The sequence below is a fragment of the Nocardia otitidiscaviarum genome, from assembly GCF_007362295.1.
GTDB lineage: Bacteria > Actinomycetota > Actinomycetes > Mycobacteriales > Mycobacteriaceae > Nocardia > Nocardia otitidiscaviarum.
Window position 1 is genome coordinate 3,827,053 of sequence record NZ_CP041695.1, and the last position, 17,775, is coordinate 3,844,827.

Here is a 17,775-nt window from a genome sequence, read left to right on the forward strand (position 1 = left end):
CCTGCGGATCCCAAGGCAGAACCATCCTGCCCGCAGCGAACCGCGGCCAGGCATCACACCGGTCAAGGGATTACTCGAATACCGCGTCGATGCTGTCAGCGGTCAGCACCCGCGCCGCCCACACCCGCAACCGAGCGGAGTCCGCACCCCGCACGGTCGACTCGACCTCCGCCGCCAGCGGCCCGAACTTCAACGTAAGCTGCTCGAACAGCAGCTCGGCACGCCCCCGCGCCGCTCCGCGGGCTTCACCCTCCGCGCGAAGCTGTTCCGCAGCCGTCACGATGACCTCCTTGACCTCGGGACCGAGCCGGTCGACCACCGGCCCCAGATCGGAATCACTGGTATTGCCGACAGTAAGAATGTACGTCGGCACCGACTGCGCGGTGAGGTCGTCGAGCAGGAACCGAAACCGTGGCAGGCACGCACCGAGCGCGTCACGGGTGGCGGGATCGATGTCGATCACCTCCGACAGCTCCGTCGGAACCTCCCAGCGACGGCCGTCCGGACTGGCGTGCACGACCAACGGGATCACCACCGGCAGCATCCTGGCCTGCGAATGGTCGCCCAGATACCGATTCCAGATCGCCACCAGATACTCCAGCATCCGCATCGGCATCAGCGGATCCGGACGGCTCTGATGCTCGACCAGCAGATACACCAACGCCTCATGACCGTCCAGCCGAGTCCTGAACAGCAGATCGCTGTAGCGCGAACGCAACCGCTGAGAGACGAAACTGCACGGCTGTAATACCAGCGCGTCCCAATCCAATCGGGTCACCACCGATGCCGGCAGCATCGCCCGTAGCTCACCGGCGACGTCGGCGGGGCGCGACATCACGTGCCGGAAGTAGGCGTCGTGTGGGTTCGACGGCGAGTCGGTCACGGACGGGCAACCTACTCCCAGACAGATTGCGACACACCGATTCCTTGCGGTTCCACGCGTGGTCGCCCGCCGCGACCCCGACCGCGTCGCGGCGGCCGGGATCGGCGACGGGGTCGGTCAGTCGATTGCCGGGGTGGAGAAGCGGAAGTCGTCCAGGACGGCCGGGGGCTCGCCGCCGCCGGGGGCCTCGGAATCGTCCTGGCCGTGCACGCCGCCGTAGCGGTTGGTGTGCGGGACCTGCTCTTCGGTGAAGGTTCCGGACAATATCGGGCGCGGGGAATCGCCCAGGTATGCCGCGTAGGTGTCGCCCTCGGCGCGGAGGCGGACCGTGGTCCCGTCGGGCCACTTGAACCACACCGGGATGTATTTGTCGGTGCCCGCGGCGGGGGTGAACGTCGTTCCGTCCCAGCTCAGCAGCGAGAGGCCCATCGAGGTGGCGGTGAACCAGAAATGCACGCCCGCGTGCTGGGTGGCGGGGTCCGCGCGCAAGGCGATCGACATCGCGGAATGTTCGGGGTTGCGGCCGTTCCAGCGAATGGTGGCCTGGACCTCTTGCGTCTCGCCCGCGGCCGGCACCGCGTGGAACGCCATCGACACCGGTTCGCTGGGAGTCCCGTCGGCCGAGAGCCGCCCCTCGGCGATATGCAGGATGCCACCGCCGGCGGTTATCCAATTCGCACCCAATTCGGTACGGTCGAACTCGTCGGTCGTGGCGTTCGCCCCTCCCGTCGATCCCACGTTGAACAGTAGAACAGCGGTCGCGGCGATTGCCGTACCCACGGTTCGTTTCACTACATGCCCCCTTCTGCACGTTTTTGTCGTGTAGATCAAGTTGCTGAGGATAGCCGCTATTCCCAACCGACCGGTCGCGTGGTCCGACGGATGGGGTACCCCCGACCGACCGGTCGAACCGGATCGCACGGCCGGTGCCGACCGTCGCGTACCTGCGTAAAGGACGGGCAGACGGCAGGTGAACCGCGGCTGTGCGCCATGCGACCGATGGCCGGTCCTGTGGACGGCGAATTGTGAACAGCGGCCGCGAGATCGGCTGGAGATCACATATTCGGCGGTGGTGCGCCGCGCCGAGAATTGCGCGACATTCCGACTCTGTTCGTCGGTCCCCCGGTGGGGACGTGTGCGAGTTCCGCCGGACGGTCACCACTCGGCACGCGAATCGGCGGGTCGACGACGACGGCGAATGTGCCACCCGCCGAGCCTGGTCCGACCATCGCGAAGCCCCGACGCACAGGGGGTCACGTCGGGGCTTCTCGCATCAGTATGCGCCTGTCCGCCCACGCGCGTGCAGGATTCGCCGAAACATCGGCCCTGGACATCGGCCCCGGTGGGCAGGTGCGAGGCCCCGGCGCGAAGGGAGTGACCGGGGCCTCGATAGGTTTGTCGGAAATGCCGGGCCGCTGTTAGCAATCCGTTCGGTTGTGTCGCACCGCGTCAGGATGCCGCGACCAGGTCGACCACCGGGGCCGCCGCCGCCGTGCTCTGCACCGACGCGATGCCCTTCTTCGCGGCGTCCTTGCTCGCGTACGCCTGACTTTGGGCGACGATCTCGCCGTTGCCCGCCTTGAGCCGCCACCGGAACTTGCCGGAGGCGTCGCAGAAGATCTCGAACTTCCCTGACATGACTGCCTCGATTCTCGGTTGCCGGTTAATAGCCGGAATGGTGGAGGTATGCCCACTCACCGGTGGGTAAACCCGCGGCGACACGACCGAGTCGCTGTCGTGACCGACGGCGGCGATTCCTCATGCCCGTGGCGGGATCGGCGGCGGCACCGCGACCAGGTGCAGGGTATGGCTCTCACCGATGGTGAACTGGGCGACACGGGCCTCGGCGGCCTGGTCCTGGGCGGTGAGACGGAGTTGGTGCTGGAGCATGTGCTCCGCCCAGGAGCGGACCACGAACGCCTCGATATAGCGATCGGTCGAGCCCACATCGCGGAAGAGCCGCCATTCCATCGCGCCGGTGCGCTGCCGCGAGCGTCCCACCCGCGACATGGCCCGGACGAAGTCGGGGGCGAGTTCCTCGGGGACCTTGTACGTTTCCAGGACCAGCACGGGACCGTCGGTGGGTGCGGGTTCGAAGACCAATGTCGGTTCGGGCCAATGGGCGGACGGCGTGGTGTCCACCGAGGCCACCTTGACCGGCAGCCAGCGGGTACTCACCGCGCACAGTGCCAGCAGCGCGGCGGCCGCGAGTAGGGCGGACTCCATCCCGAACCAGCCCGCGACCAGGCCCCACAGCAGCGAGCCGAGAGCTTGGCCGCCCATGAACACCAACAGATAGACCGACAGGCCGCGCGCCCGCACCCACCCCGGCAGCAGCAACTGCATGGTGGCGTTCAGGGTGGACATGGCGGTGATCCAGCCGAACCCGCCGAGCACCAGCAGCACGAGGACGACGACCTCGTTGCGCAGCTGGGCGGCGGCGAGCGTGGCGAGGCCGAAGGCGATCGCACCCACAGCCAGCAATCCGGTGGGCCGCATGGACTTTCGCAGCCGCGCGAGCTGAGTGGCGCCGATGATCGCACCCAGGCCGAGCGCGCCGAGCAGCAGTCCGTAACCGGAGGACGACAGCCCCAGCCGGTCGTGCGCGACCACCGGCAGCAGCGCCCACAGCGCGCTGCCGGGACCGACGAAGAGCAGGCAGCGCACCAGCACCCGGCGCACGGCGGGCGACGCCTGGATGTAGCGCAGCCCGGCCTGCAGGGCGGCGATCGGCCGCTCGGTCGGCAGATCCCGGTCGGCCGTCGGTCGCCGCCAGCGCACCAGCACCACCAGAATCCCGGTGAACGACAGGGCGTTGAGGGCGAAGACCCAACTCGGCCCGGACACCGCCACCAGCGCTCCGGCCAGTGCCGGGCCGACCGCGCGACCGATATTCATGCCCATGCTGCCCAATGCCGCCGCGGCCGGAATCTGATTGCGCGGCACCAGATCCGGCTGGATGGCCTGCCAGGCCGGACCGGTGAGCGCCTGTCCGCAGCCGAGCACGAACAGCAGGAGCAGCAGCACCGCGGGCGTGGTGTGCCCGGTCGCGGTGAGCACGGCCAGCAGGGCCGCGAATCCGGCCATGGCCGACTGCGCGGCGATGAGCAGCCGCCGCCGGTCCACCAGATCGGCCAATACCCCCGAGGGGACGGCCAACAGCATGACCGGCAGCGTGGTGGCCGTCTGTACCAGCGACACCAGGGTGGCGGCATTCGGATTGTCGACCAGCACCCACTGCGCGCCGACCGTCTGCATCCAGGTGCCCAGATTGGAGACCAACTGCGCGATCCAGAGCGCCCGGAAGACCTTGGACGCCAGCGGCGCCCAGGCCGAATCACCGCGTTTCGCAACAACCTCGCTCACTGGCACGAGCGTATTTCCCACCTACCGGTCGGTGCGAACGCCACGCTGTCCGGGAGTCAGGCCAGCGCCAGGAACAACTTCTCCAGCTCGTCCACGGTCATCGGATCGGAACCCTCGGCCCGCTCCTCGGTCAGGCACTCTCGCAACCCGGTGGCGACGATCTTGAACCCGGCCCGGTCCAGGGCGCGGGACACCGCCGCGAGCTGGGTGACGACTTCCTTGCAGTCGCGCCCCTGTTCGATCATGGAGATCACCCCCGCCAGCTGTCCGTGCGCACGACGCAACCGGTTGAGCACCGGTGCGATGCTGTTCTCGTCGCCGACCATGATGTCTCCTCCTCGATCGAACCCCGTCCCACGATACCCGCCGGGGTATCGCGGGACGGGCTGCCGCCCACCCTCAGTGGTGGACGAAAGTGATGGTGGGCAGCACCGCGCGCAGCCAGCGCGGCGACCACCACGCGCCGTGCCCGGTCAGCCGCAGCGTGACCGGCAGCAGCACCAGGCGCACCACGACGGCGTCGAGCAGCACCGCGACACCGAGAATGATGCCCATCTCCTTCGGTGGCAGCGGCTCGGCCAGCGCGAAGGTGAAGAACACCGCCACCATGACCGCCGCGGCGGCGAGAATCACCCGCCCGGAGTGGGCCAGGCCGTCCACCTGCGCGACCCTGGCGTCTCCGGACCGCTCGTAGTGCTCCTTGGCGGTGGCGAGCAGGAACACGGTGTAGTCCATGGCGATCGCGAAGATCATGGCGAAGAAGAACACCGGACCCCACCCGTCCAGGAACCCCTGCGGGGTGAAGCCGAGCAGACTCGCACCGTGACCGTCCTGGAAGATCAGCTTCGCCACCCCGAACGCCGCCGCGGTCGACAGCAGGCTGACCAGCGTGCCCAGCGCCGCGATGAGCGGGGCCTGCAGGGCGACCAGCAGCAGGAGGAATCCGAGCACGAGAATCACGCCGACGATGATCGGCAGATAGTCGTCCAGTGCCTGCTGCAGATCCAGATTCTCCGCGGGCGCGCCACCCACCAGCGCCGCTTCCGGCAGCCGGTCGCGCAGCCGATCCAGGGTCTCCCCCAGCCGTGCGTCGGAGGGGTCGACGTCAGGCAGCGCCTGCAGCATGGCCAGACCGGATCCGTCCCCGGCCGGCTGTGCGGGCGTGACCATGGCGATGCCCTCGGTGTCGGCGGCCAGGCGCGCGGTCTCGGCGGCCGCCTCGGCGGGGACGACGATCTGCAAAGCCCCCGGCGCACCGGCGCCCAACTGCCGTTGCACGAGTTCATACCCCTGCCGCACCGGCGCGTCGGCCGGGACGACCTGGATCGAGGGCATCGCGACCCGCAGCCCGAGCACCGGAATCGACAATCCGATCAGCACCGCCAGACCGGCGACCGCGAAGGGCACGGGATGCGCGTGCAGCAGCTCGCCCCACCGCGCGAACCGCGGTGACCGATGCCGCTGCCGCGTGGCGTACGGCAGCGCGCCGGCATTGATCCGGCTGCCGAGCGCACCCAGTGCGGCGGGCAGCAGCGTCAGGGTCGCCGCGAGCACGAAGACCACCGCCAGCATGATGCCGACCGCCATGGTGCGCACCGCCGGTGCGGGAACCAACAGCACCGCCGACAGACTCACCAGCACGGTGAGCCCGGACAGCACGACCGCCTTGCCCGCGGTGTCCATGGTCTCGGCCACCGCGGCGCGCGTGTCGCCGGCCTTGGCCAGTGCGTCGCGGAAACGCGCGACGATGAACAGCGCGTAGTCGATGCCCAGCGCCAGGGCGAACATCATGGCGAAGTTCATGGCCCACACCGAGATCGGCGTGACCTGGTTCAACAGCACCAGCCCGCCCGCGGACGCCACCAGCCCGGCGACCGTCAGCAGCAGCGGCAGCCCGGCCGCCACCAGTGATCCGAAGGCCAGCACCATGATCGCCAGAGTGACCGGCCAGGAGAACAATTCGGCCTTGATCATGGCGTCGTGATTGGCCTTGTTGAAGTCGCTCCAGAGGGCCGAGGCCCCGGTCGGGTAGACCTCGATGCCGTCGCCGGAGAGCGCGGTCAGCGCCTGCTTGTGCTCGTCCACGGCGCGCACCATGTCATCGGTCGAGGCATCGGCGCCCGCGATCAGGATTCCGGTGTGGTTGTCGGGACTGATCGTCATGCCCGGCTGCGGCGCGATCACCGCGCCGAACCGGTCGTCCCCGGCCAGCCGTGCGGTGACCGCACCGATCACCCGCTGTACGGCGGGGCTGTCGACGGTCTCGGTGTCGGAGTGCACCACCACCTGCACGGCCGCCGAGGAATTGCCGCCGAAGTGCTGCTGCGCCAACTCGCGGACTCGCACCGACTCCGATCCGTTCGCCTGCCAGCCCGCGCCGGCGAGGGAGGTGAACACGCTCGGCGCGGCGGCGCCCAGCGCGATCAGCACCACCAACCACGCGCCGAACACCCAGCGGGTGTGCCCGGCCATGGCCGCGCCGAGCCGCGCCAGCGGCCCGCCCGTGCGCGTGTCGATCTGCTCGGTTTCGGTCGTGATCATCGTGTCCGTCACCGGGGCACCTCCGTGGCGGTGCGACTGTCGCGATTCGGCATACTCTCACTCCTTCTATACCCCCGGGGGTATCTACCCGAGCGAGGATACCCCAGGGGGTATCCAGCAGGCCATACGCGACGGCAGCGGGGACGCCCGAAGCGGCCCGACTCACACCGCCGCGACGCCGATCAACCCTCCGGCGAGGCCGCCACCCGAGCGGCATAGGCCGCCAACATGTCCTCCACCAGGGTGAGAATGGCGGCATCGAGATCGGGGCGCGAGTAGACGCCGCGCACCACCGCTTCACCGGAGAACATGTGCAGCATCATGAAGAACAGCGGCTCGCGCACCTCGGCCGGGAAGTCGTCGAGCAACCGCGCCCGATTCAGTTCCGCCACGATCTCGCGATAGTAGTTGTCCGCGATGGGTGAAATACGTTCGCGCAGTTCGGCATCCGACCGTGCGGCCAGATAGATCTCGCGCAGGGCATGGGTGGGATTCGACTGCTGCGCCTGCCGCAGAAATCGCAGCGCCACGTCGATCGCGTTCTCCTGCGCGCTCAGATGATCCATGACCGCCCGAAAGCCCGCGAGCTGCCGACCGAACACCTCGTCGGCGGTGCGCACGATGAGATCGAGGCGGGTGTCGAACTGCCGGAACATGGCCCCGGCCGACAATCCGGCGCGACCGCAGATCTCCTGCACGGTGGCGCGCTGATAGCCCACCTCACCGATGGCGGCGATGGTGGCATCGACGAGTTTGGCCACCGTGGCGGCACGGCGCTGCTCCTGGGTCCGGCGCGGAGGGGGGACTTCGCTCACGGTCCGATCATCCCGCCTTCCCGATCGGGTCGGCCGACCCGGGCCACACGTGACCGTTGACACCCGCTTGAACTGTCCCATACAGTTTGCGCGACTTAGATAACAATCGCTCTCTATCTTGGTAGAGGCGCGCGCCCCAGGGCGCGGGGTGTGGAGGCAGCGAGATGACAGCGCGGACACGGGCGGTGGCCAAGGCGTGCATGGCGGTGGCGGCGGGACTGACCGTGGCGGTGTGCCCGGTGGCGACGACAACGGCCGGAGCCGACGAGGTACCGGTGAGCCCGGCACTCCCCTTCCCCGTTCCGCCCGCGCCCCCGTATCTGGATCCGGGCTTCTACCATCCGGATCCGGCGCGGGTGGCAGCCGCGCAACCCGGCGAGATCCTGTCCGCGCGACAGGTCAATCTCGCGAACTTCTGGCTGATTCCGCTGAACGTCAAGGCATGGCAGCTGTCGTATCGCAGCACCAACACCCGCGGCGAGGCGATCCCCGCGGTGGCCACGGTCATCGTGCCGCACCGACCCGCGCCGACCGGACAGCGCGCACTGCTGTCGTTCCAGATGGCGGAGGATTCGCTGTCGATCAATTGCGCGCCGTCCTACTCCCTCCAGATGGGGTCGCTGCCGAATCCGCTCAATGCGGTGATCGAGGCGGAGTTCATCGAGGTGCAGGCCATGCTGCAACTCGGGCACGCCGTGGTGGTACCCGACCACCAGGGGCCGAACGCCGCCTACGCCGCCGGTCCACTGGGCGGACGCATCACCCTGGACGGTATTCGCGCCGCCGAGCGCTTCGAACCCGCCGGGCTGCCCGGCACGGACACCCGGGTCGCGATGTGGGGCTACTCCGGCGGTGCCATCCCCACCGCCCACGCCGCCGAACTGCAGCCCGAGTACGCCCCGGAGATCAACCTGGTGGGCTCCTCGACGGGCGGGCTCATGGCCGACATCCGCGACGCCATCAACTACAACAACGGCACCTCGACCTTCGGCGGTGCGGTGCTCGGTGGGCTGTTCGGCGTCGCCCGCGAGTACCCGGAACTGAACCAGTTCATCGACCGGTACATGAATCCACTCGGCAAGGCCGTGCGGGTGGTGCACGAGGGTCAATGCGTGGTGCTGCAGTTCGCGGGATTCCCGTTCGTGAACATCAAGGGCTTGTTCGACTACCCGGGCGACCCCATGCTCGCACCGGAAATACAGCCGCTGCTCGACGAACTCGCACTCGGGCGGCGCGGCACGCCGACCGCGCCGCTGCACATCTACCAGGCGCCGCTGGACGAGGTGATGCCGATCAACGCGGTCAACCGCCTCTACGACACCTACTGCACCGATCCGGACGCCCGGGTCTTCTACACGCGCGATCTGCTCAGCGAACACGGCGTCGCCGCGGTGAGCGGGACCGCCAGCGCGGCGCTGTGGCTCAACGACCGGCTCAACGGCGTTCCGGCTCCGGCCGGATGCTCGAACCGCGATGTCGTCACCCAGCTGCTGGACCCCGGCGCGCTCGCCGCCTTCGCCAATGCGATCGGGCAGACACTCGCGTCGGCACTGGGCATGCCCGTCTGATCTCCGTACGATCGGCCCCATGCCAGCTACTCGACTATGGGGCGGGCTCCTCGTCGCGGCCGCCGCGATCGTCGTCGCCGGATGTTCCTCCGGCAGCGACGACGGCGCCACCCCGGCGGCCACTCCGATGGGCCGCGACTTCGTCTCCACCGAGGTCGAGGGCCTGCCGATTCCGGGCGGCGGGCCCTTGACGCTCAGTTTCCGGGAAGGTCGGGTGACGGCCAACGCGGGCTGCAATACCGCCACCGGCCCGGTGAATCTCGACGGCGGCGTGCTCAACGCCGGTCAACTCGCCACCACGCTCATGGGCTGCCCGGACGACCGCGCGCAGGCCGACGCCTGGCAGGAGGGCCTGCTGAAGTCCGAGCCGACCTGGAAGCTGGATGGCGACACGCTGGTCGTCAGCGGCAACGGCAGTACCGTCACCCTGCTGGATCGCGAGGTCGCGCATCCGGACAAGCCGCTCACCGGCACCACCTGGGTGGTGACCGCCGTGCTGACACCCGAGGCGGAGATCCGTTCGCAGACCATCGACGAGGTGCGGCCGACACTGCTCATCGCCGCCGACGGCGCGGTCTCGGGCAGCGCCGGATGCAATGGGATGATCGGCACCGCCGAGATCTCCGGCACCGATGTCACCTTCCAGATCGGCACCACCAAGAAGCTGTGCGATCCGCAGGTCATGGAGTTGGAGCAGCAGGTGCTCAGCGCGCTGAACGGCACGGTGACCGCCACCGTCGAGGCCGACACGCTCACGCTGCGCAACCAGGCCGACGGCAGCGGATTGAAGCTGCGCGCCGAGTAGCACGCGGACGAAAATCGGTGTCGCCCACCGGGAACCGCCGGTAGCGTCCGCCGCCATGAACGAACGATTCCTCAATGTGGTGGACGTCGAGGCCACCTGTTGGGAGGGGGACACTCCGCCCGGCCAGCCGAGCGAGATCATCGAGATCGGCCTGTGCGTCCTCGACACCGAGACCCGGGAGCGGGTGGCGAAGCACAGCATCCTGGTACGGCCGGAGCGCTCCACGGTGAGCGAGTTCTGCACCCGGCTCACCACTCTCACGCCGGAACAGGTGGCGACGGGCATCCCCTTCGCCGAGGCGTGCGCGCTGCTGCGGGAGCGGTTCCACACCGATGCGCGGCCGTGGGCCAGTTGGGGCGACTACGACCGCGTGCAGTTCCAGCGGCAGTGCGGGGCCACCGGGGTGCCGTACCCGTTCGGCGCTCGGCACACCAATGCCAAGCTCGCCTTCTCCGCGTCCCGGGACACCTCGCGGCGCTACGGAATGGCGGGTGCGCTGCGGCTGGCGGGGATCGCCCTGGAGGGCACCCATCATCGTGGTGGCGACGACGCCTGGAACATCGCCGCACTCGTGATCGACATGATGCAGCGCGATTCCTGGCCCGCGTGACTCGCGGGCGCGTACCGTGATTCTCCCCGGGGAACGCGGCACACCACTAATCTGAAACACCGCAGAACGGGACAAATACCGCAGAATCAGAGAGAGGCGGGCGGGTCATCGGCGAGCGGGAAGCGGAGTTGGACCAGTGGTTTCGCGCGGAGGTCACCGCGACGACGCCGGGGGCGACCCGAGCCCGCGACGAACCGCTGACGCCGACCGGAACCCTCAGCGGCGCACGGTGTCTGGAGCTGTTCGACGCCCAGGCGACCAGTCGCCACCTGGACCTGGCGGCGCGCCGACTCGGCCGGGACGGCAACGGGTACTACAGCATCGGGTCCGCCGGGCACGAGGGCAATGTGGTGCTGGCGGCGGCGACACGGGTCGACGATCCGGCGCTGCTGCACTACCGATCGGGGGCCTTCTTCGTGCACCGGGCCGGACAGGTGGCGGGGACCGATCCCGTCCGCGATGTGCTGCTCGGTGTCGTGGCCGCGGCGGCCGATCCGATTTCCGGTGGGCGGCACAAGGTTTTCGGCAGCAAGGCCGCCGCGGTGATCCCGCAGACCTCGACCATCGCCTCCCAGCTGCCGCGCGCGGTGGGGTTGGCCTTCGCCCTCGAGCGGGCGGCCAAACTGGGGGTGGCGTGCGAGTGGCCGGCGGACGCGGTGGTGCTGTGCAGCTTCGGCGACGCCTCGGCCAATCACTCCACGGCGACGGGTGCCGTCAATGCCGCCGTGCACACCGCCCAGCAGGGCATCGCCATGCCCATCCTGTTCCTGTGCGAGGACAACGGCATCGGCATCAGCGTCCCGACCCCCGGCCGGTGGATCGAGCACGCCTACGGATCCCGGCCCGGGCTGCGGTATTTCGCCGCCGACGGCTCGGATCTGCCGCAGGCCCTGGACACCGCGACCGCGGCCGTGGACTGGGTGCGGGAGCGACGGCGGCCCGCCTTCCTGCACCTGCGCACGGTGCGGCTGCTCGGGCACGCCGGATCGGATGTGGAGACGGCCTATCGGCGGCCCGCCGAACTGGCGGCCGAGCTGCGACGCGACCCCGTGACGGCGACCGGGCGACTGCTGGTGGCCGCGGGCGTGGCCACGGCGAACGAGGTAATGCGCCGCTACGACGAGATCGGCGCGCGGGTGGCCGAGACCGCCGACAAGGTCCGGCACGAACCGAAACTGCTGACCGCGGAGATGGTCATGGAGCCGCTGGCTCCCGCCCGCCCCACCGTGGTCCGCACCGATGCGCTGCGTACGGCCGCCCCGTCGACCCCCGGAGCCCGCCCGCGCACCGGGGTCGCGCGCCCGGCCTCGCGGCCCGCGCCACCGGCCGCGGCCGACGGCGGGCACCCGATGACCTTGGCGCAGGCGGTGAATCGTACGCTCGCCGATCTGCTGGCCCGCGATCCGGACATCCTGGTATTCGGCGAGGACGTGGGCCGCAAGGGCGGTGTGTACGGCGTGACCAAGGGTTTGCAGCAGACCTTCGGCGCGCGTCGGGTTTTCGACACGCTGCTCGACGAGCAGTCCGTACTCGGCACCGCGCTCGGCGCGGGCCTGGCCGGATTCGTGCCGATCCCGGAGATCCAGTACCTCGCCTACGTCCACAATGCCGCCGACCAGCTGCGTGGCGAGGCGGCGACGCTGTCGTTCTTCTCCGCGGGCCGCTACCGCAATCCGCTCGTGGTCCGCATCGCCGGATACGCCTATCAGAAGGGCTTCGGCGGACATTTCCACAATGACAATTCCATTGCGGCACTGCGCGATATCCCCGGCGTCGTCATCGCGTCGCCGGCGCGCGCCGACGACGCGGCCGCCATGCTGCGCACGTGCGTCTCGGCCGCGCGGGTGGACGGCCGCGTCTGCGTCTTCCTGGAACCCATCGCGCTCTACCACACCCGCGACCTCTACCGGGACGGCGACGGCGGCTGGGCGGCCGCGATCACGAATCCGCGGCACGCGGAGATCGGGCGGGCGCGGGCGCACGGCACCGGAACGCATCTGACCATCGTCAGTTTCGCCAATGGCGTGCCCATGAGTCTGCGCGTGGCGCGCCGCCTGTCCGAGCGCGGTATCCATGCCCGGGTCGTGGATCTGCGCTGGCTCGCACCGCTGCCCGTGGACGATCTGCTCGACCATGCCCGCGCCAGCGGGCGGGTGCTCATCGCCGACGAAACCCGGCGCAGCGGCGGCATTTCCGAGGCGGTGTGCGCGGCCCTGCTCGACGGCGGCTTCGACGGACCCATCGCCCGCGTCACCAGTGCGGACAGTTTCATACCGCTCGGCCCCGCAGCGAATCTCGTTCTGCTGGACGAGATTCGAATCGAGGAGGCGGCCACCGCACTGTTGGCCCGATAGCAGTCGTCCCGAATCGGCGGGAGTAGGCCGATGAGGGGGTGGCCCACGCCCGCCGATCGTCGACGCCGCTTGCCGGACGGCGTCCCCTGTGCCGATGAGGGGGCGGCACAAGCTCTACGTACTTCGCAGTGCACTATCTACGTAGTACGTACGTAGATAGTAAACAGATCGCGGCGGAACGCGCAACCACGTACTCCGCGAGCGCACGTACACTCGAGACGGTGGATGGGAGGTGTGGGTGAGCGCCGCGGTCTGTTCGATCGTGTTCGGCTTCGTCATCGCCGTCCTGGCCCCGCCGCTACTGCTCCGGATCACCCACACGGCGGCGTCACCGCGCGTGGCCCTGATGGCGTGGCTCGTCGCCATCGGACTCACGGCGCTGTCCTGGGCCGCCGCCGTGATCGCCCTGATCGTGGATTTCCTCCACCACCGCCTGTTCCCGCTGAACCAGCCGATGATGGACGCCTGCATCAGCCAGCTGCACGATGCCGCCGTCGGCGGCTACGGCGATGCGGTGCGGGTCGGAGCGTTCACCCTCGCGGCGCTCACGGTGCTGGCGGGTACGGTCCTGACGGTCCGACTGGGCCGGTCGCTGTGGGAGGCGCGGCGCACCACCTTCACCCACGCGCGCATGGCACGGATCGCGGGCCGGCACAGCCGTGAACTCGACGCGGTGGTCCTGGATGTGGACGAGCCCGCGGCGTACTGCGTGGCGGGCAAGCCGCATACGGTGGTGGTGACCCGCGGCGCGCTCAGCGCGCTGGACGATCGCCAGGTCGAGGCGGTGCTGGCGCACGAGCGGGCCCATCTGGACGGACACCACCACCTGCTGCTCGCGGTGACCCGCGGACTGGCGACGGCACTGCCCCGCATCGGCCTGTTCACGACGGGTGCGCGGGAGGTGGCTCGACTGCTCGAACTGATCGCCGACGACGCGGCGGTCCGCAGTCACGGGCGCGGCACCGTGCTGCGCGCACTGCTCGCCCTCGCCGAGACCGAGGACGGTCCGGAGGGTGCCGCGGGAGCCGCCGACACCGGGCTCGACCGCCGGATTCGGCGACTGAGCGGAATACGGTGACCGCGCCCACCGTTGCATGATCCGGGACAGGGGGCGTACCCTGACCCATATCCGCTCCGGGTGGTTGTAGGAATTTCTCCCACCGGCGGTCGACATCCCTTCTCCGGAGACCTTCGGCGACATCTCTGTCGTAGCGCCGCATCGCACGCGCCGCCGGCTCGTCTCCCGTACTCCCTGTGAGGAAACCCCATGAACAACAACACATCTCAGCAACCGAGCGAGACCGGACGCACCGTATCCGGAATCCTCGACAGCACCGACCAGCACGCCGGACTGCGGGTGCGGGGATATCTCCCCGACGCCGCCGATATCCACGTGCCGAACCGACTGATTCGCGAAACACAGCTTCGGCGTGGCGATTTCGTCACCGGTATCGCCGCGCCGCCGAGCGGCAACGGCAAATACGACCGCCTCACCGCGGTGACGGCGGTGAACGGGCAGGACCCGCGCCAGACCGCGCACCGGCCACGTTTCGCGGACCTGACCCCGATCCACCCGAATCAGCGCCTACGCCTGGAAACCGAACCGCACGAACTCACCACGCGCGTCACCGATCTGTTCATGCCCATCGGCAAGGGCCAGCGCGCACTGGTCGTCGCACCACCCAAAGCGGGCAAAACCTCTGTGCTGCAATCGATCGCGCACGGTATCGCCAAGAACCACCCGGAGTGCGAGCTCATGCTCGTCCTGGTCGGCGAACGACCCGAGGAGGTCACCGACCTGGCCCGTTCGGTGCCCGCCGATATCGCCGCCGCCACCTTCGATCGCGCGCCGCGCGAGCATGTGGCACTGGCCGAGCTCGCCATCGAACATGCGAAGCGACTGGCCGAAACCGGTCGCGACGTGGTGGTCCTGCTCGACTCCCTGACCCGGCTGGCCCGCGCCTACAACCTGGCCGCGCCGTCCTCGGGCCGGGTGCTGTCCGGCGGTGTGGACGCCGCCGCCCTGGCGCATCCCAAGCGCTTCCTGGGCGCGGCCCGCAACTTCGAGGAGGGCGGGTCGCTCACCATTGTCGCCACCGCCCTCGTCGAAACCGGTTCCACCGCCGATTCGGTGATCTTCGAGGAGTACAAGGGCACCGGCAACGCCGAACTCAAACTCGACCGCGCCACCGCCGACCGCCGCGTGTTCCCGGCCATCGACATCGCCCGATCGTCCACGCGCCGAGACGAACTCCTGCTCACCGCCGATGAGCTGACCGCCACCGATCTGCTGCGCCGTACCCTGGCCGCGGTTGATACGCAGCCCACGGAACTGCTGCTCGAGGGGCTGCGGCAGACGCAGACCAACGCCGAATTCCTGGCTCAGCTCACCGCGCCGCGCCGCACCGCCTGAGTCGCCGGTTCCGCGCCGTCACGCGCCGCCACCCGCACCGCGCCGCGGTCCAGTCGATACAGCGCCAGGGCCGACAGCGCGCCGATCACCATGAGTCCGACCCAGACCGCCCAGTCCACGTCCGCCGCGCGGGCCGCACCCACCACCGCGCCGGTGGCCAGATTGCCGACCAGAATGCCCACGCCGACCACCGTGTTGTAGAAGCCGTAGTGGGTGGCCACCAGACGATCTCCCGACAGCGATACGACGGTATCCATTTCGAAGGGAAAGACCGCCGCGGTGCCGACGGCGAGCACCGCGGCCGCGACCAGCAGGGCCGCCACGGCGGCCACCGAGCCGAGCCGGCCGGGACCGGGCACCAGCGCCAACGGCAGAAAGGCCGCCGCCAGCAGACCCATACCCACCACCAGGCCGCGACCGGTGCCCCAGCGGGTCCGGAACCAGGCCGTGATACGCAGTTGGCCCGCCACCGCGACCACACCCGAGATCACGAAGACGGCCGAGGTGAGGGTCTGCGCCCGGTCTCCCGCCACGAATTCCGCCTGCAGCGGAAGCGCCAGGTACACCTGGAACGACAGCACGTAGGAGCCGATCATGGCCAGCGCGAAGGCCAGGAACCGGCGGTTGCGCACCACCAGCCGCCAGTCCTCGAGTACGGAGGAGCGCTCGGTGCGCACCGCCGCGCGGGCGGGCAGCGCGAACAGCTGCGCCACCGTCAACACCGCGAACACCACCGCCGAAGCGCCCGCGACCAGGCGGAAGTCCAAGGCCAACAGCGCGAGTCCGACCAGCGGTCCGGCCAGAATGCCCGCCTGATAGAAAATATTGAACACCGCGAACGCCTCCACGCGCCGCTCACCGGCCTCCGCCGCGAGATAGGCGCGCACCGCCGGATTGAACAGCGCGCCCGCGAACCCGGTCGCCGCCGAGGCGATCAACAGGGCGGGCAGCGAGGTCGCGAAGACCAGCAGGGCGAATCCCACGGTGCGCAGCAGACATCCGGCCACGATGAGCGGTTTGTATCCGAGCCGGTCGGCGAGGGTGCCGCCGAGCAGGAACATGCCCTGCTGGGAGAAGTTGCGCACCCCGAGCACCAGGCCCACCGCCCACGCCGCCAAACCCAGTGGGCCGGCCAGGTATCCGGCCAGATACGGCATGAGCATGTAGAAGCCCAGATTGATACCGAACTGGTTGACCATCAACAGTCGGGCCGCGGCGTCGAAGCCGCGGAAGGTCGCCACGGCGCTCACGACAGCGCCTCCCGCGGATCGACCACGGTGGTGCAGCGGGTCCACGACCGCACCACGCACCGGCTCGGATGGTCGATGGTCCGCGGCTCGGTGGGTGGAGTGTCGAGCAAACCGTGCTCCTCGCAATAGCTGTCGTTGTAGACCGTGTCGAAGTAGCGGTGCGGACCGTCGGGGAAGACCGCCGCGATCCGGGTCCCCCGCGGTCGGGTGCGGGCCGCCCAGCCCGCGACCAGGGCCGCCGCGCCGACACTCCAGCCGCCGCTGGCGTGGTAGGTGGCGGCCAGTGCGCGGCAGGCCCACACGGCCTCGGCCGGTGCCACCCAATGGATTTCGTCGAAGGCGGCGTAGTCCACATTGCGCGGGTGGATGCTGGAGCCGAGGCCGCGCATGAGCCGCGGCCCGGCGGGTTGGCCGAAGATGGTGGAGGACACCGTATCCACGCCGATGAGGGTCAGGTCCGGATTGAACCGCCGCAGCACCCGCGCCACCCCTGCCGAGTGCCCACCGGTGCCGACCGCGCACACCAGCACGTCGATCCGGCCCAGTTGATCGGCCAGTTCCATTGCCAGGGAACGGTATCCATCAACATTGTCGGGGTTGCCGTACTGGTCCGGGCACCAGGCTCCCGGCTCGCGGGCGAGCAGCTCCGCCACCCGATCGCGCCGCGCCTGCTGCCAACCGCCCACCGGATGCGGGTCCGGGACGAGTTCCACCCGGGCTCCGTACGCGGCGAGCATATTCGCCACGATCGGCTCCAAACCCGGATCGGTGACCACCGTCACCGGGTGCCGATACACCATTCCCGCCAGCGCCAACCCCAAACCGAGAGTGCCGCTGGTGGATTCGATGATCCGCGCGCCCGGGGCGAGGTCACCGCGCTCGCGCGCCCGGCACACCATATGCAGCGCCGGTCGGTCCTTCATCCCGCCGGGATTGCATCCCTCCAACTTCGCCCAGAATCCGCGCCCGGCGGGAGCCAGCGGCTCCCCCACCCAGAGCACGGGCGTATTGCCCACCAGGGCGCGCGGTTGGCGGGCGGCTCCGGGAGCCGCGGCCGACCGGTCGAGCACAACCTTGTCCATGACTGTCGCTTTCTGTATCCGCCCGGGGGCGGCGAGACTGATGCGGGCAGCGGACACCGGCCGATGCGGTGATCGGCCTGGCGCTGAC

At 69.6% G+C, this 17,775-nt stretch carries 15 protein-coding genes; 6 read left to right on the forward strand and 9 right to left on the reverse strand.

Annotation, left to right across the window (positions count from 1 at the left end; genetic code table 11):
- Nucleotides 1-70: 70 nt before the first annotated feature.
- The 7 genes from FOH10_RS16905 to FOH10_RS16935 form a co-directional block, all read right to left on the reverse strand.
- The gene (locus FOH10_RS16905; protein WP_143981463.1) at nt 71-883 is read right to left on the reverse strand and encodes an Rpn family recombination-promoting nuclease/putative transposase; all 813 of its coding nucleotides are present in this window, start codon (nt 881-883) and stop codon (nt 71-73) included.
- Between the two features lie 117 nt (nt 884-1,000).
- On the reverse strand, nt 1,001-1,714 hold the full coding sequence (locus FOH10_RS16910; RefSeq protein WP_143981464.1) for a hypothetical protein: 714 nt from the start codon (nt 1,712-1,714) through the stop codon (nt 1,001-1,003).
- A gap of 618 nt (nt 1,715-2,332) precedes the next feature.
- On the reverse strand, nt 2,333-2,521 hold the full coding sequence (locus FOH10_RS16915) for a YegP family protein (RefSeq protein WP_029924531.1): 189 nt from the start codon (nt 2,519-2,521) through the stop codon (nt 2,333-2,335).
- 120 nt (nt 2,522-2,641) lie between these two features.
- On the reverse strand, nt 2,642-4,249 hold the full coding sequence (locus tag FOH10_RS16920; RefSeq protein WP_195146073.1) for an MFS transporter: 1,608 nt from the start codon (nt 4,247-4,249) through the stop codon (nt 2,642-2,644).
- Nucleotides 4,250-4,305: 56 nt separating this feature from the next.
- The gene (locus FOH10_RS16925; RefSeq protein ID WP_029924528.1) at nt 4,306-4,575 is read right to left on the reverse strand and encodes a metal-sensitive transcriptional regulator; all 270 of its coding nucleotides are present in this window, start codon (nt 4,573-4,575) and stop codon (nt 4,306-4,308) included.
- Between the two features lie 73 nt (nt 4,576-4,648).
- The gene (locus FOH10_RS16930) at nt 4,649-6,790 is read right to left on the reverse strand and encodes an MMPL family transporter (RefSeq protein ID WP_143984149.1); all 2,142 of its coding nucleotides are present in this window, start codon (nt 6,788-6,790) and stop codon (nt 4,649-4,651) included.
- A gap of 182 nt (nt 6,791-6,972) precedes the next feature.
- On the reverse strand, nt 6,973-7,605 hold the full coding sequence (locus tag FOH10_RS16935; RefSeq protein ID WP_244962026.1) for a TetR/AcrR family transcriptional regulator: 633 nt from the start codon (nt 7,603-7,605) through the stop codon (nt 6,973-6,975).
- Between the two features lie 164 nt (nt 7,606-7,769).
- On the opposite strand from FOH10_RS16935, the gene FOH10_RS16940 reads away from it, so the two are divergent.
- The 6 genes from FOH10_RS16940 to FOH10_RS16965 all read left to right on the forward strand — a co-directional run bounded on the left by FOH10_RS16940 (nt 7,770) and on the right by FOH10_RS16965 (nt 15,355).
- Complete coding sequence (locus tag FOH10_RS16940; RefSeq protein ID WP_143981466.1) at nt 7,770-9,173, forward strand: lipase family protein; 1,404 nt, start codon at nt 7,770-7,772, stop codon at nt 9,171-9,173.
- Between the two features lie 19 nt (nt 9,174-9,192).
- Entirely contained in the window at nt 9,193-9,978 is a 786-nt protein-coding gene (locus FOH10_RS16945) for an META domain-containing protein (protein WP_143981467.1), read from the forward strand.
- 55 nt (nt 9,979-10,033) lie between these two features.
- Entirely contained in the window at nt 10,034-10,588 is a 555-nt protein-coding gene (locus FOH10_RS16950; RefSeq protein WP_143981468.1) for a 3'-5' exonuclease, read from the forward strand.
- A 128-nt stretch (nt 10,589-10,716) separates the two neighbouring features.
- Entirely contained in the window at nt 10,717-12,942 is a 2,226-nt protein-coding gene (locus FOH10_RS16955) for a thiamine pyrophosphate-dependent enzyme (RefSeq protein ID WP_143981469.1), read from the forward strand.
- A gap of 238 nt (nt 12,943-13,180) precedes the next feature.
- Nucleotides 13,181-14,020: a M56 family metallopeptidase gene (locus FOH10_RS16960; protein ID WP_143981470.1), complete on the forward strand. Its 840-nt coding sequence runs from the start codon at nt 13,181-13,183 to the stop codon at nt 14,018-14,020.
- Nucleotides 14,021-14,209: 189 nt separating this feature from the next.
- Entirely contained in the window at nt 14,210-15,355 is a 1,146-nt protein-coding gene (locus FOH10_RS16965; RefSeq protein ID WP_143981471.1) for a transcription termination factor Rho, short form, read from the forward strand.
- Here FOH10_RS16965 and FOH10_RS16970 read toward each other — a convergent pair.
- Nucleotides 15,325-16,605 (reverse strand): MFS transporter, encoded by a 1,281-nt coding sequence (locus FOH10_RS16970; protein WP_186000875.1) that lies wholly within the window; start codon nt 16,603-16,605, stop codon nt 15,325-15,327. The two genes, FOH10_RS16965 and FOH10_RS16970, sit on opposite strands and share 31 nt — an antisense overlap.
- On the reverse strand, nt 16,602-17,687 hold the full coding sequence (locus tag FOH10_RS16975) for a PLP-dependent cysteine synthase family protein (protein WP_143981472.1): 1,086 nt from the start codon (nt 17,685-17,687) through the stop codon (nt 16,602-16,604). The genes FOH10_RS16970 and FOH10_RS16975 overlap by 4 nt, the downstream gene beginning before the upstream one ends.
- Nucleotides 17,688-17,775 lie beyond the last annotated feature (88 nt).

Coding starts and splice junctions, on each gene's coding strand:
- FOH10_RS16925 (WP_029924528.1), bottom strand. CDS start 4,575: ATGGTCGGCGACGAGAACAGCATCGCACCGGTGCTCAACCGGTTGCGT.
- FOH10_RS16930 (WP_143984149.1), bottom strand. CDS start 6,790: ATGATCACGACCGAAACCGAGCAGATCGACACGCGCACGGGCGGGCCG.
- FOH10_RS16945 (WP_143981467.1), top strand. CDS start 9,193: ATGCCAGCTACTCGACTATGGGGCGGGCTCCTCGTCGCGGCCGCCGCG.
- FOH10_RS16965 (WP_143981471.1), top strand. CDS start 14,210: ATGAACAACAACACATCTCAGCAACCGAGCGAGACCGGACGCACCGTA.
- FOH10_RS16915 (WP_029924531.1), bottom strand. CDS start 2,521: ATGTCAGGGAAGTTCGAGATCTTCTGCGACGCCTCCGGCAAGTTCCGG.
- FOH10_RS16950 (WP_143981468.1), top strand. CDS start 10,034: ATGAACGAACGATTCCTCAATGTGGTGGACGTCGAGGCCACCTGTTGG.
- FOH10_RS16940 (WP_143981466.1), top strand. CDS start 7,770: ATGACAGCGCGGACACGGGCGGTGGCCAAGGCGTGCATGGCGGTGGCG.
- FOH10_RS16975 (WP_143981472.1), bottom strand. CDS start 17,687: ATGGACAAGGTTGTGCTCGACCGGTCGGCCGCGGCTCCCGGAGCCGCC.